A 13,200-nucleotide genomic window follows, 5' to 3' on the forward strand; every position below is an offset into this window, starting at 1 on the left:
AGCCTTGGGTCGTGCAGGTAATTCGTCGGTTATTTGTAGATAACCGCAGTGCCGCTCATTTTGTCTTTACCGACAGCGGACGTAATGCTGTAGCCACTTGCACCCGCAGCGGCAGCTTTTTCAGCCAGTTTTGCTTCCAGGCCATCCAGCGTGGTGGCGCCATCAGCAGAAACCACACCAATTTTATTCATGCTTTGTGCCTGAGTGGAGGAAACCGGCTCGGCAGCGAAAACGCCAAATGACAGGGTAGACAGGGCGATGGCGGCAACAGCATATTTGATATTTTTCATGATTAATCTCTCGCAGGTTATTCTGTTAGTCAGTTGTTTTGTTCGGTAGACGTTGTTCTGTCGATGTGAGAAGTATCACGTTTTTTTATGTGAGAGAAAATCGAATAGAATTGACGGCATCAATCAAAAAAATTGAATGACAAATAACTTATTGAATATTAATAAATTCAGAAGAGGGATTTACAGTTCTTGTCATTGCGCTTTACAGAGCAAGTGACAACGGCACATTTTGCTACACCCATCGCGAAAAACCGTGCTCGTAAAGGAAATCGTATGCGCTGAAACTTTTGGTAAAGAAGGGTCAACGTAGCTGGCTGTCTTTCGATCCTCTGCGATTATATCCTGAATATACTGCGTTATGTGAATCTTTATCCTGCTGGCAGGTGATGCACAAACGTACCCCTGGAACCGCCTCTCGCCGGGCATGAGGGATAAGATCGCCACATTCTTCGCATTCATACAGACTTTCTCCCGTGGGTAACTCGCCACGGGCGCGGGCGACAGCATCTTCAATAGTATTGTTGATCTGTTCGTTCACTGCGTCGTCATTTGCCCATCCGGATGCCACAGTCGCCTCCTCACATTCGGGTTGTATGATAATTATAGCGAATAGTATGGGCGAAAAACGAACAGACAAGTGCGACGTCAGATTTCAGACCATTCGCGCAGCAGGTTATGGTAAAGATTGAGCAGCGACAGGATCTCGGTGCTTTCGCCATGGCGTGCTTTCAGGGACTGGATGTTCTTATCCAGCTCAAAGAGCATGGCGCGTTTTTTATCGTCACGGATCATCGACTGGATCCACATAAACGAGGCCACGCGGACGCCACGCGTCACTGGAGTCACACAGTGCAGGCTGCTGGAAGGGTAAAGCACCAGATCGCCAGCCGGGAGTTTGACCGCATGCTGGCCGTAGGTGTCGTTGACCCGCAGTTCCCCGCCTTCATAGCTGTCGGGATCGCTTAAGAATAAGGTGGCGGAAAGGTCGGTGCGCATCCAGCCGCTATCCGGATGGCTACGCACTGCGCCATCGACGTGAAAGCCGTAGGTCTCAGCGTTCTGATAACGGTTGAACAACGGGGTGGAAAGCGTTTTGGGTAACGCAGCGGCAAAGAACAGCGCGCTGTTGTTCACGGCGGCCAGCACCTCTTTCTGTAACGTGGCATAGCGTTCGCTACGGGTATCAATCTGCTGGTTATTTTTAACCTGTGCACCCTGAGCACCAGTGGTGGCGCGGCCATCTATCCACTCTGCTGTGTCCAATTGTTCACGAAACCAGGCAACGTCCTGCGGCGATAACACGCCAGGAATGTGGTACATCATCGGTGTCTCTCCTGAAAGTGGGGCTTACGCCCCACGCGATAAATCAGAAATGCATATTGGCAGTGAGCAGGAAGGTTCTTGGCTCACCCGGGTGGTAACGGTATCCGCTCTTGTTGATCGAGGAGACATAATCGGTGTCGAACAGGTTGTAGACGTTGAGCTGGAAATCAAGATTGCGGTTAACGCGATATCCCAGCTTGGCATCAGCGACCCAGTAGCTTTCGGTAAAGGACGGCGTACCCACTGCGCCGTCAGCGCCGCGATGCATGCTGCCCACGTAGCGTGCGCCTGCGCCAACGGAGATATCATCCGTGGCCTGATATTGACTCCACAGTGTGAACGCATGTTCCGGCGTATATGGCAGGGAGGATGAACCATCCTGAGCGACGTCTTTGCCGCTATGTACCGTGGCACGCTGCTGGGTATACCCGCCAATCACCTGCCATGCCGGGGTAATGTTCCCGGCGACAGAGAGTTCGTACCCTTCAACGCGTTTCTCGCCGTACTGAGAATATGTGCCGTCGTCGTTCTGTTCGACTTCGTTCTCAATGTCGGTACGGAAAATCGTGGCGGTTAACAGCAGGCGTTTATCCAGCACTTCCCATTTGGTGCCAATTTCGCTGGTCTTCGCTTTTTGCGGTTTAAAATCGGTACGGTTGGCGCTGTTGCCAGTACCGCTTTGGGCGAGGGCAAAGTTGCTGCCGCCCGGCGGTTGCTGCGAGACGGCATAGTTAATGTAAACATTGCCGTTATCTGTCAGATGATAAAGCGCTCCTGCTTTCCAGTTCACCAGGTTACCGGATTTAGCGGTATCAATGGTGGTGACCGGCGATCCTTTTGCTACGCCTGTCGGACAGGCGACGGCACCGCGTCCGGAAGCCCCACATGCGGTAGCACTGTCATATTCGGTGCGGTAGTTATCCAGGCGAATGCCGCCGTTTAATTCAAATTCACGGGTAATTTGCAACGTATCGAACGCATAAATGCCGAAGGTATCGGTCTGACCGTTGGCGTTGGCACCGTTACGGTTCAACCCACCCACGCTGACGTTGCTGTTGGGATGGTAAATATTCACCGGCGGCGGTGTGATCGGCGCTACGCCGTAGTTGGTCTGCGTTTCGCGCGTAAATTCCACGCCGGTGCTGATGTCATGGCCGATGGAGCCAGTATAAAATTTTGACGTCAGGTTGGTCTGGTTGGTGAGGATTTTGTTGCTGACATCTTTGGTGTTCGCGACCCGCGACCAGCTCCAGGTGTCTACGCTGCTGGTGGGTTGCGTGATATTTGACGCACCGCCCATCACTGCCGTCATCAGATAATCTTGTTTTACACGTGACCAGCGTGTGGTGTTGCGTACGGTGGTGGTGTCGTTCAGGTCATGCTCAAAACGCATCGTTGCGGTATCAGTCGTTGAGTCGTCGTAATCCGAATCGGTGCCGTAGAAGTTATTCGTATCGACTTTCCCGGAATGGTTCAGGGCAGACGTTCCCGCAGAAGGCGCGGAGTAACCCGGCAGGCCGATGGTGGGAATGCCCCCGTCCGGCGTGTTGTGCTGGGTGACGTGCAGATAGTTCAGATACAGTCGGTTTTCGGTACCTAAACCAAAGGCGATAGACGGAGCAACGCCGTAGCGTTCGTTTTTAACGTTATCGCGTCCGGCATCGTGCGTTTTTTCACCCATCAGGTTTAACCGGGCGGCGGTGGTGTCGCCGATGGCCTGATTGATGTCCAGTGTACCGCGGCGGAACCAGGCGCTGCCGACGCTGGCAGAGGCATCAATGCCGGAGTCGGTGCGCGGCTGTTTGCTGATCATATTGATCGAGCCAGTTGGCGCGCTGCGGCCATAATCGGTACCGGAAGGACCTTTGATGACTTCAACCTGTTCGGTATTGAAGGTATCGCGCGTGACGCTGCCGATATCGCGAACACCGTCGATGTAAATGCTGTTTGAGGTGTCAGCCCCACGCATATAAATCGCGTCACCAGTCGTGGAGTTGCCGTTTTCACCGGCAAAAAATGCGCCCACGCCCGGAACGTTCTTCAGTGCATCGGTCAGGTTGGTTGCCCCTTGATCCTTGATGACTTGCTCAGAGATTACCGTCATGGTGCGCGTCGTATCGGCAACCGGACGGGAGAATTTGGGATCGGCAGAGTGTGTGGGGGCGTACAGCGATGGTTTGGCTGCCTCTACGACCAGCGTATCTTCTTGTTTTTTATCCTGATCGCCTGCGGCGACGGCCTGAGCGACCGGTGAAAGACTGATACACAGACCGGCAAAAAAGGTCAGCGAATGGAAACTACTGGACGGCAGGTTGCGATTTTTATCCATGTTAATGAGTAGCTTATTATTTTTTGAGTAAAAGGTTTCACTCGTGCGAAGGGACATCTCTTTGGATGTTACGCCTGCAGGTCTCGCCGTAATGAAATGAGTAATTGATAATGATTTTGATAAGCATTATTAATCAGTGCGACTTTTTAGCATTCATTAATTCAAAAATAAATACATTTATTTACATTGGATTCAAAGTTTCAACATGATGCTTACAGTTTGCGCAGAGGTTGCGCTGAGGACAGAAAAGAAAACTGCATTCAGAATGAATGCAGTTAGGCTGAGGGAGGTTACTTGTAGATCGTTGCTGTACCGTACATCTGGTTTTTACCGCCAGCAGAATTAACCACAAAGCCTTTTGCGCCTTGCTCTTTCGCTTTTTCCGCCAGTTTGTCTTCAAGATCGCTCAGATTTGAAGCGCCGGTAGCCGATACGGTTCCGGAGGCTTGTAGCGGACCGGTGGCAGGCATGGTGTTGGACGGGGCAGCAAAAGACGCAAATGCCATACCAGCGAGTACGGTAGCAGCAAGGAATGTGAGGCATTTCTTCATAATGATATCCTCTGAGAAACAACGGGTAGTGCCTGATAAGTTTAGGACGTCATGACATGATAATTACCGCAAAAAATTGATGATCAACTGAGTGTTTTTTGAACAATTCAGATAGCATCAATCAGGCAAAAATTATCGATTTCCCCGCGGAGTGTGTTTACCGCGTGGCGTTATGCGGGTATCTTACGCCGCTGTTAAAAGGAGAATGTTATGCCCCCCCAGAAACCGGGATTACACCCACGCAACCGCCACAATGGCCGTTACGATCTTGCTACGTTATGCCAGGTTACACCCGAATTGACGCAATTTCTCACGATTACGCCAGGCGGCGAGCAGAGCGTTGATTTCGCTAACCCATTGGCCGTAAAGGCGCTGAATAAAGCACTGCTGGCGCATTACTATGCGGTGGCTAACTGGGATATTCCGCCGGGCTTCCTGTGCCCACCGGTACCGGGTAGGGCGGATTACATTCACCATCTGGCCGATCTGTTGGGTGAAACGACGGGAACAATTCCTGCTAATGCGAGCGTGCTGGACGTTGGCGTTGGGGCAAACTGTATTTATCCGCTGATTGGCGTGCACGAGTACGGCTGGCGGTTTACCGGTAGTGAGACCAGCCAGGAAGCGTTGAGCAGCGCACAGGCGATCATTAACGCCAACCCGGGGTTAACCCGCGCTATCCGCCTGCGCCGTCAGAAAGAGCCGTCGGCTATCTTCAACGGCATCATTCATAAGAATGAACAGTTCGAAGCCACTCTGTGTAACCCTCCGTTCCATGACTCTGCGGCTTCTGCCCGTGCAGGCGGTGAGCGCAAGCGCCGTAATCTGGGACAGGATAAAGACGATGCCCTGAACTTTGGCGGGCAGCAGCAGGAGCTGTGGTGTGAAGGCGGCGAAGTGGCATTTATCAAAAAAATGATCGCGGAAAGCCAGACCTTCGGTCGACAGGTGATGTGGTTCACCACGCTGGTTTCACGGGGTGAAAACCTGCCACCGCTGTACCATGCCTTGACCGATGTGGGCGCGGTGAAAGTAGTCAAAAAAGAGATGGCCCAGGGGCAAAAGCAGAGCCGCTTTATTGCCTGGACCTTTATGGATAACGATCAGCGCCGCCGTTTTATGGCACGTCAACGCTAAATCGTCGGCTCCGTCGGCGGCAGTGGTTCAACTGCTGCCGTGGGGCCATTCGCTGGTGCAGGCAGGACCTGGTAGGTCTGTACTGGCGTACGTACGCCGACCCGATCAAAATATTTTTTCACCTGACTGTCGAGCGCAAAGCGTACCGCCCACTGCTTAAGCGGTAAGGTGGTAAACGAAACCCGCAGCGTAAACGCCGTATTGGTTAAACCCACAATGCCCGCGAACGACGGCTCGCCAATAATAAATCCGCGAATATCTTCCATTTCCATCACTGCCGCGACGGCATCCTTCAACGCCTGATTGGCTTTATCCGCATCTTCGTGACGGTCCACGTCGTAATTGGCGACGACCGAACCAATACCGCGTACAAAGTTGGCGAAGGTGGTTATCGAAGACCACGGGATAATATGGTACGCCCCGGTATCCTGTCGCACACCCACTGAACGAATCGACATTCGCTCAACCGTGCCGGTTAGCGGACCGATAGTCACCAAATCACCGGTGTTCATGCCATTTTCAAACTGGATAAAGATCCCGGTAATAATATCCTTCACCAGCGTCTGCGAGCCGAACGATATCGCCAGCCCCAGTGCGCCCGCGCCTGCCAGCAATGGGGCAATATTGACCCCAATTTCTGACAGCACAATCATAATAGTGATGGTGCTGATAATCACCGCCAGCGCGTTGCGAAACAGCGTCAGTAACGTACGGGTACGCGCGCTGGGCAGGGGGCGCCCATGGATATCTGAGGTCAGACGATTTTCAATCAGGCTGGCGAGCAGGGTCCAGCCGATGGCGGAGAAGAATAAAATTAGCGCGATGCGGATCAGAATATCCACCGTTTTTTCGCCTGCGCCGTAATGTAGCCAGTTCCAGAAATCGAACAGCCCCCAGGCGTTGAGGAGCAGCATAACGGCAACACAAACCGTCAGGATCCGCGCGATGTTTAATGCCGTCGACAGCCAGCCATTCAGCCGTTTTTGCAATTCCGGATAGCTGCGCTGGGTATGGGGTGAAAGCGTAATGGTTTTAGCGATCCAGCGGGAAAACATGCCGGAAACAAAGGCGGCGATACCGATAATCACCAGGCTGCGCAGCGTTGCCCCCATCATAAATTTCAGGCTGTTGCCCGGATCAAACAGCGAGAAGAAAAACAGCACAATGAAATAGGCGCTGGCCAGCCAGTGCCATATCAGCGCAAAGGCGCGGATAAACAGGCTGAAAAAAGCCAGTGACCTTTCGGCCAGATTCTGCAAATGCTGGGTGATGTCTCTTTTGTTCCTGAAGATCAGATACAGCGCCCACAGCGTAATACACAGCATGATGATGACGTTAGCCATGGCGCCAACCTGCACATTGACCTGGTTAGAGATAATGGGCACCACTACGATCAGCCCGTAGCCAATCAGGCTGCTTAATGCGCTCAGGCGACGGTTCCAGTAGCGTGCGCCTGCATCCTGAATATTGAACGGACGCAGCTCTGCCACCATCGGGCAAAATATCAGGCGCAAAATGGCCTTGAAGAACTCGATCAGCGCGAAGGCATTGAGAAACAAACTTTGCTGGAAAGCGATGGTGCGGCTGCCGGCGTTCATTTTGTCGCTTAATATCTGCCCAACAAACAGCGTCAGCGCCAGCAGCATTAAATCGATGATGAACGCGCCGATAATCATGGCGGGAAGCTGTAGCCAGTTGCTGCGTTCGCGATTTTTTTGCCGCGCCCATTGTCCCATTTTGCGATACAGCGGCAGTGCGCATACGCGTATCAGCCAGTAAAACCCGAACACGGAAACTGCCAGCATGAAAAAGTGGGTCAGGGCATTGGTGAACGTTTGCGGGTTAAATGATTTGTGCGGCGCGTCGGTGATGTTGCGATAAAGCTGGGCAAATCGGCTGGAGAGAGCTTCCCCGTAGTGGCGACTGATATCGGTCACGTTCTCAAGTACTGTTTTTTCTTCTGTTAACGTGGGCGGAACAATGGTGGGTACCGGTTCGGGAGGCGGTGTTGTCGCCACTTTACGTAGCTGACCAATCAACTCCTGGCGTGAGGCGTCATTCTCCAGCACGTCCGCCAGCGCCCCGTAGGCGGCCTTCTTTTGCTCAACGTCAGGTTCTGCAGCAGGCTCGGTTGGCGAACTGGCGGAGGCTGTGGTGGTTACGCCGGGTATCGTGACGGCCTGAGCCGGGGTGCTCAGCAGAAAAAAGCAGATGAACAAGATCCACCGCATGACTCCTCCTATGAGAAACAAACACAAAAGGATAAGTATAGATGTCAGGACGGGAGGGGCATGAAATCAGAAGATTCTGGGGGAGAACCTCCCTTCGGGCGAAGGGAGGTGTCAGCATCAGGAAACGTGCTGCAAAAATTCCTGCAGACGCTGGCTGGGCGGATTTTCAATTAAGGTTTGCGGATTACCATCTTCGGCAATACGACCCTTATCAATGAAGATCAGGCGTGAGGCTACTTTTTCGGCAAAGCCGATTTCGTGGGTCACAATCACCATTGTCATGCCTTCTTCCGCCAGATCCTGCATAACTTTCAGCACTTCGTGACGAAGTTCCGGATCAAGGGCTGAGGTCGGCTCATCAAACAGCATCATTTTCGGCTTCACCGCCAGCGCACGGGCGATCGCCACACGCTGCTGCTGGCCGCCGGAAAGCTCAGAAGGGTAGTGATGAGCACGCTCGGCAAGGCCTACTTTAGCCAGTAACTCTTTGGCCTGTTTCTCCGCCTGATCTTTCTTCGCTCCACGCACGCGTAGCGGCCCAAACATGACGTTTTCCAGCGCCGTCAGGTGTGGGAACAGATAGAACTGCTGGAACACCATCCCGGCTTCCTGGCGGATTAATCGCTCGTCGACCTTCGGATCGTTGACCTTTAGCCCGTCAACAATCAACTCACCGGAGGTTATTTCTTCCAGCTTGTTAATGCAACGCAGCAGGGTGGATTTACCAGAGCCGGAAGGCCCGATAATCACCACCACTTCACCCTGGCCAATATTCAGATCAATGTTATGCAGCACCTGGGTGGGACCAAAATGCTTGGATACGTTTTTAAATTCAATCACAGGATTTTCATCCTTCTTTCCAGACGACGCAGAACGAAGCTCAGCACCAGGGTAATAATCAGATAGAACACCGCAACGGCGCTCCAGATTTCCAGTGCGCGGAAGTTACCGGCAATGATTTCCTGACCCTGACGGGTCAGTTCAGCGACGCCAATGACAATAAACAGTGAGGTATCTTTAATGCTGATGATCCACTGGTTGCCCAGCGGCGGCAGCATACGACGCAGCGCGAGAGGCAAAATAACGTGACGAATCGTCTCTGTGCGAGAGAGACCCAGCGCCAGCCCGGCCTCGCTGAATCCTTTATGGATTGAGAGCACCGCGCCACGGGTGATTTCTGCGATGTAGGCACCGGAGTTAATCATGATGGTGACGACGGCGGCGCTGAAGGGATCAATGCGCAAGTCGTTAAACGCCATCGGCAGGGCGAAGTAGATAAACATCACCTGCACAACGATAGGCGTGCCGCGGATGACTTCGATAAATACCAACGCAACGTGGTTGGCTATCCAACCGCCGAAGGTACGTGCAAAACCTGCTGCAAGTCCGATTACCAGACCGCCAGCCAGACCGAGGACCGAAATCCACAGGGTCATTTTGGCGCCTTCGATTAAGAGCGGAATGGCGGGCCAAATAGCACTCCAGTCAAACTGCATATGTCGTTCCTGTTACCGTGGTGAGAAAAACAATGAGCCATAACGTGATGACTCAAAATTGTAGGCCCGGCACGCGTTAGCGCCACCGGGCGTTACAGAAGGCTGTATTTATTTAGGTTCAGTACCGAACCATTTTTTGTAGATTTCGTTGTACGTGCCGTTCTCTTTCAGCGTTTTCAGCGCACCGTTCACTTTCTCACGCAGTTCGTCGCTGCCTTTCGGGAAGGCAATACCGTACTGCTGAGCTTCCAGAGAATCACCGACGGCTTTGAACTGGCCGTTGCCCGCGGTTTTAATGAAGTAAAGGATGTTAGGCGTGTCGTGCAGTACGGCGTCTGCGCGGCTGGTGCCGAGTTCCATATACGCGTTATCGATGTTCGGGAACTGACGCAGATCTTTGGTTTTGATGTTTGCTTTTGCGTAATCGACAGAACCTGTTCCGCCTTTCACAGCAACCACTTTACCATCCAGATCTTTTACGCTTTTGATGTCGTTATTGTTTGCTTTGACCATCACTAACAGGCCGCTTTTGTAGTAGCCGTCAGAGAAGTCGATCGCTTTTTTACGTTCTTCGGTGATGGTGATGCCTGCCAGCGCCAAATCGATATTTTTGGTTTGCAGCGCCGGGATGATGCCGCTGAAATCCATCGGTTTCAGTTCATAATCCAGCTTCAGTTCTTTGGCGACAGCAGCCCACAGATCCACATCAAAACCGACGTATTTGTCACCTTGTTTGAATTCAAACGGAACAAAAGCGGTGTCGGTTGCGACAACAAGTTTCTTATCCGCGGCATGAGAAGACATCGCAAAAGCCAGGGTAAGTGCAGCCAGTGAAACTTTTAATACAGACTTCATAGGATTTCCTTTTATATCCACGGGGCGATCCCCTGCGAGAACATATAGCGTAATGAAATAATCGTGCCAATTTTGCAACTTATTGTTTTAACAAGAAGGTGCTACGTTTTGCTGCACAATAAGTAGGGCAAAGCAGGCCGTCTGCACTGTTCTGGGGCGCTAATTTGGTGCATGAATAGTGCGGTGCAAACGATATGACTATTTAGCGTAAAAATTGTTGATAAAACAATCTTTCGTTAACGATTGTGTGAAGTGATTATTACAAATATTTTACTTTACAGCGACGGGTGATCAATGTTACGCACCAAAAAAGTGCAAAACCCCCGCCAGGGCGAGGGTGATATAGGTATTTCTTATCATGGACGTTATTCGATGTTGGCTTCGATAAACCACAGGAATTTGTCGAGATCGCGCGATGCCGCGGTGAAAATATCTGCGGTATCTTCATCTTTGGCTTCGCTAATGGCTTTACGCACGCTGTTAGCGACTACGGCATAACGTTCAGCCAGCTCTTTCAGATGATCCTGCACGCTGTGGATATCCAGCGGGTAGCTTTTCAGCGATGTTTTGCTGTTAATAACCTGCGTCGTTCCCAGTGCAACGCCACCCAACTGCACGGCGCGCTCGGCCATGGTGTCGAGGTGATCGGTTAATGCGGTGCGGAAGCCATCCAGCATTTCATGTACGGCAATAAAATTGGCGCCGCGCATGTTCCAGTGCGCTTGCTTAGTGATGAGTGACAGGTCGATGAACTGGATCACCTGCTGATTCAACAGCTCCACGGTCGCTTTCTTATCACTGTCGGATACATCGTTACGGGTATAAAGAAGGGGGGATGCTTTTGTTTTTACCAATTTTGCGGTACTCATAATCTCATATCCTCTTGATATTTATGTCCCAGGTCATTCAACGAGAGTAAGTATAGACCTAAATTCAGCTTTATTTTTCTGGCCTTACCTATCACTTTAATAGCGAGCAGTATGTGAAATATAAATATTCAATTAGATCAATTATATAGATCGAATTGTAATTTGTTGTCAGTTATTTTTTCTGAGTGTTGATATTTGAGGTAAATAGGCAGTGCGAAAGAGTAGCGAGACAGGAATAATAATCATTGAGATAAACAAAAAGATATTCTGCATGATTATGCAAACCATGCAGAATAGCGGTAGGTTAGTTCACGTCGAGCTGCTTAATTTGTGGCTCTTTACGGATGGTGAGCGTAGAACCCATTGAAGCGGCAATAATGGCACCCAGTGCCAGCATCTGTACCATCGTTAGCGTCTCTCCGAGGAAGATCATTCCGGAAACTGCAGCCAGCGCAGGCTCCATGCTCATCAACGTGCCAAACGTGCGCGTGGGCAGACGCGTTAATGCGATCATCTCCAGCGAGTAGGGCAGTGCCGTAGAGAGGACGGCGACCGCCAGACCCAACGGCAGAAGCGACCAGTGCCACAGCGCATCTCCGGCCTGCATGACGCCCAGCGGAACGAAAATGATCGCCGCAATCAGCGAACCTACCGCCACAGTTGCCGGGCCGTGCTCTGCGCCAGCACGCTGGCCGGTAAGAATATAGACAGCCCAGCAGGCACCAGCGGCCAGCGCCAGTGCGGCACCGGTTAAGTCTACCTGCGACACGTCCTGGCCCAACGGCAGCAGGAACCAGAGTCCGAGTACGGCCAGTGCCACCCAAACAAAATCAACAGGGCGTCGGGAAGAAAACAGCGCCACCGCCAGCGGTCCGGTGAACTCCAGCGCTACGGCAATTCCCAGCGGGACGGTCTGAATCGACAGGTAGAAGAGATAGTTCATCCCGCCCAACGACAGGCCGTAAAACAGCAGAGGAAGACGCTGCTCTTTGGCAAAGCGTAACCGCCAGGGTTTAAAGAATGCGATGAGGATTAACGTTCCCAGCGCCAGACGTAGTGCGGTCACGCCAGGCGCGCCGACGAGCGGGAACAGCGATTTCGCCAGCGATGCGCCGCTTTGTATAGAGGACATCGCAATCAGCAAAACCAAAATAGGCAACCAGACTGGCGCTTTACGTGACGATCCCGGCATCCTTTCTCCTGTCAAATTATGTCAATAGAAGTAAAACAGCGAGTGTAATGGAAATACACACAGGTGGTTGAGTATTCGTTGAAAAAATTTTTGCTGAGATACGTACAATGGCATGAAATTGATGGATTAATAATCTGCGTGATTAGGAATGTTCTGGATGAATGTGCCGTGTTGTGCGCGCAATAATGGCATTATTCGTTATAAAAGTGATGTTAATTGAAAGAGATAGCTGGATTTTGAAATGTTCTGTTACATGAAATTTTCCGTTAGACATCGCTAATCGCAAAGAGTTTCCCATCAATTTTTGGTATATTTAAAACTTAAGATTTACTTGAAGCACATTTGAGGTGGTTATGAAAAAAATTGCATGTCTTTCAGCACTGGCCGCTGTTCTGGCTTTCTCCGCAGGTTCCGCTGTCGCGTCTACTTCTACCGTTACCGGTGGTTATGCTCAGAGCGACGCTCAGGGCGCTGCGAACAAAATGAACGGTTTTAACCTGAAGTATCGTTACGAGCAGGACAACAACCCGCTGGGCGTAATCGGTTCCTTCACTTACACTGAAAAAGATCGTACCGATGCTTCTGGCGACTACAACAAAACCCAGTACTACGGCATCACTGCGGGTCCTGCTTACCGTCTGAACGACTGGGCAAGCATCTACGGTGTAGTGGGTGTTGGCTACGGTAAATTCCAGAACGCGGCATCCCCGGCTGATAACCACACCACCAGCGACTACGGTTTCTCTTACGGTGCTGGTCTGCAGTTCAACCCGATCGAAAACGTTGCCCTGGACTTCTCTTACGAGCAGAGCCGTATTCGTAGCGTTGACGTAGGTACCTGGATCGCGGGTGTTGGTTACCGCTTCTAATCACTTCGGTGATATAAAAAATCCGCCTCACGGGGCGGATTTTTTTTGCCTGCAATTT

The 13,200-nt window shown here is 51.5% G+C and carries 13 protein-coding genes; 2 read left to right on the forward strand and 11 right to left on the reverse strand.

The genetic code is table 11. The annotated features are described in order from the left end of the window. Window positions 1–29: 29 nt before the first annotated feature. The 5 genes from ybiJ to mcbA form a co-directional block, all read right to left on the reverse strand. Window positions 30–290 carry a DUF1471 family protein YbiJ gene (gene ybiJ / locus JQ822_RS02415; protein WP_079936844.1) on the reverse strand — a complete coding sequence of 87 codons (261 nt, stop codon included), beginning with the start codon at window positions 288–290 and terminating at the stop codon, window positions 30–32. Window positions 291–591: 301 nt separating this feature from the next. Beyond that, complete coding sequence (locus JQ822_RS02420; protein WP_213132128.1) at window positions 592–858, reverse strand: DksA/TraR family C4-type zinc finger protein; 267 nt, start codon at window positions 856–858, stop codon at window positions 592–594. A gap of 77 nt (window positions 859–935) precedes the next feature. Next, complete coding sequence (gene ybiX, locus JQ822_RS02425) at window positions 936–1,613, reverse strand: PKHD-type hydroxylase YbiX (protein ID WP_213132129.1); 678 nt, start codon at window positions 1,611–1,613, stop codon at window positions 936–938. Window positions 1,614–1,656: 43 nt separating this feature from the next. Next, window positions 1,657–3,942: a catecholate siderophore receptor Fiu gene (locus JQ822_RS02430; protein ID WP_213132130.1), complete on the reverse strand. Its 2,286-nt coding sequence runs from the start codon at window positions 3,940–3,942 to the stop codon at window positions 1,657–1,659. 290 nt (window positions 3,943–4,232) lie between these two features. Beyond that, complete coding sequence (mcbA, locus tag JQ822_RS02435; protein WP_213132131.1) at window positions 4,233–4,493, reverse strand: DUF1471 family periplasmic protein McbA; 261 nt, start codon at window positions 4,491–4,493, stop codon at window positions 4,233–4,235. A 210-nt stretch (window positions 4,494–4,703) separates the two neighbouring features. On the opposite strand from mcbA, the gene rlmF reads away from it, so the two are divergent. After that, window positions 4,704–5,630 (forward strand): 23S rRNA (adenine(1618)-N(6))-methyltransferase RlmF, encoded by a 927-nt coding sequence (gene rlmF, locus JQ822_RS02440; RefSeq protein WP_213132132.1) that lies wholly within the window; start codon window positions 4,704–4,706, stop codon window positions 5,628–5,630. Here the strand turns inward: rlmF and ybiO are convergent. The 6 genes from ybiO to rhtA all read right to left on the reverse strand — a co-directional run bounded on the left by ybiO (window position 5,627) and on the right by rhtA (window position 12,273). Next, a complete protein-coding gene (gene ybiO, locus JQ822_RS02445) occupies window positions 5,627–7,861 on the reverse strand; it encodes a mechanosensitive channel protein (protein ID WP_213132133.1) in 2,235 nt (744 codons plus the stop codon). The two genes, rlmF and ybiO, sit on opposite strands and share 4 nt — an antisense overlap. A gap of 117 nt (window positions 7,862–7,978) precedes the next feature. Further along, a complete protein-coding gene (glnQ, locus tag JQ822_RS02450; protein ID WP_115258988.1) occupies window positions 7,979–8,701 on the reverse strand; it encodes a glutamine ABC transporter ATP-binding protein GlnQ in 723 nt (240 codons plus the stop codon). Continuing rightward, entirely contained in the window at window positions 8,698–9,357 is a 660-nt protein-coding gene (glnP, locus tag JQ822_RS02455; RefSeq protein WP_096757753.1) for a glutamine ABC transporter permease GlnP, read from the reverse strand. The genes glnQ and glnP overlap by 4 nt, the downstream gene beginning before the upstream one ends. 108 nt (window positions 9,358–9,465) lie before the next feature. Next, window positions 9,466–10,212 carry a glutamine ABC transporter substrate-binding protein GlnH gene (gene glnH, locus JQ822_RS02460; protein WP_213132134.1) on the reverse strand — a complete coding sequence of 249 codons (747 nt, stop codon included), beginning with the start codon at window positions 10,210–10,212 and terminating at the stop codon, window positions 9,466–9,468. 365 nt (window positions 10,213–10,577) lie between these two features. Continuing rightward, complete coding sequence (dps, locus tag JQ822_RS02465; RefSeq protein ID WP_096757751.1) at window positions 10,578–11,081, reverse strand: DNA starvation/stationary phase protection protein Dps; 504 nt, start codon at window positions 11,079–11,081, stop codon at window positions 10,578–10,580. Window positions 11,082–11,385: 304 nt separating this feature from the next. Continuing rightward, on the reverse strand, window positions 11,386–12,273 hold the full coding sequence (gene rhtA / locus JQ822_RS02470; RefSeq protein WP_213132135.1) for a threonine/homoserine exporter RhtA: 888 nt from the start codon (window positions 12,271–12,273) through the stop codon (window positions 11,386–11,388). A gap of 353 nt (window positions 12,274–12,626) precedes the next feature. Here rhtA and ompX point away from each other — a divergent pair, with 353 nt between their 5' ends. Then, entirely contained in the window at window positions 12,627–13,142 is a 516-nt protein-coding gene (gene ompX / locus JQ822_RS02475) for an outer membrane protein OmpX (protein ID WP_135321138.1), read from the forward strand. Window positions 13,143–13,200: the final 58 nt, after the last annotated feature.

The organism is Citrobacter sp. FP75 (assembly GCF_018342065.1).
Lineage (GTDB): Bacteria > Pseudomonadota > Gammaproteobacteria > Enterobacterales > Enterobacteriaceae > Citrobacter.

Coding starts and splice junctions, on each gene's coding strand:
- ybiJ (WP_079936844.1), bottom strand. CDS start 290: ATGAAAAATATCAAATATGCTGTTGCCGCCATCGCCCTGTCTACCCTG.
- ybiX (WP_213132129.1), bottom strand. CDS start 1,613: ATGATGTACCACATTCCTGGCGTGTTATCGCCGCAGGACGTTGCCTGG.
- JQ822_RS02430 (WP_213132130.1), bottom strand. CDS start 3,942: ATGGATAAAAATCGCAACCTGCCGTCCAGTAGTTTCCATTCGCTGACC.
- mcbA (WP_213132131.1), bottom strand. CDS start 4,493: ATGAAGAAATGCCTCACATTCCTTGCTGCTACCGTACTCGCTGGTATG.
- rlmF (WP_213132132.1), top strand. CDS start 4,704: ATGCCCCCCCAGAAACCGGGATTACACCCACGCAACCGCCACAATGGC.
- ybiO (WP_213132133.1), bottom strand. CDS start 7,861: ATGCGGTGGATCTTGTTCATCTGCTTTTTTCTGCTGAGCACCCCGGCT.
- glnP (WP_096757753.1), bottom strand. CDS start 9,357: ATGCAGTTTGACTGGAGTGCTATTTGGCCCGCCATTCCGCTCTTAATC.
- glnH (WP_213132134.1), bottom strand. CDS start 10,212: ATGAAGTCTGTATTAAAAGTTTCACTGGCTGCACTTACCCTGGCTTTT.
- dps (WP_096757751.1), bottom strand. CDS start 11,081: ATGAGTACCGCAAAATTGGTAAAAACAAAAGCATCCCCCCTTCTTTAT.
- rhtA (WP_213132135.1), bottom strand. CDS start 12,273: ATGCCGGGATCGTCACGTAAAGCGCCAGTCTGGTTGCCTATTTTGGTT.
- ompX (WP_135321138.1), top strand. CDS start 12,627: ATGAAAAAAATTGCATGTCTTTCAGCACTGGCCGCTGTTCTGGCTTTC.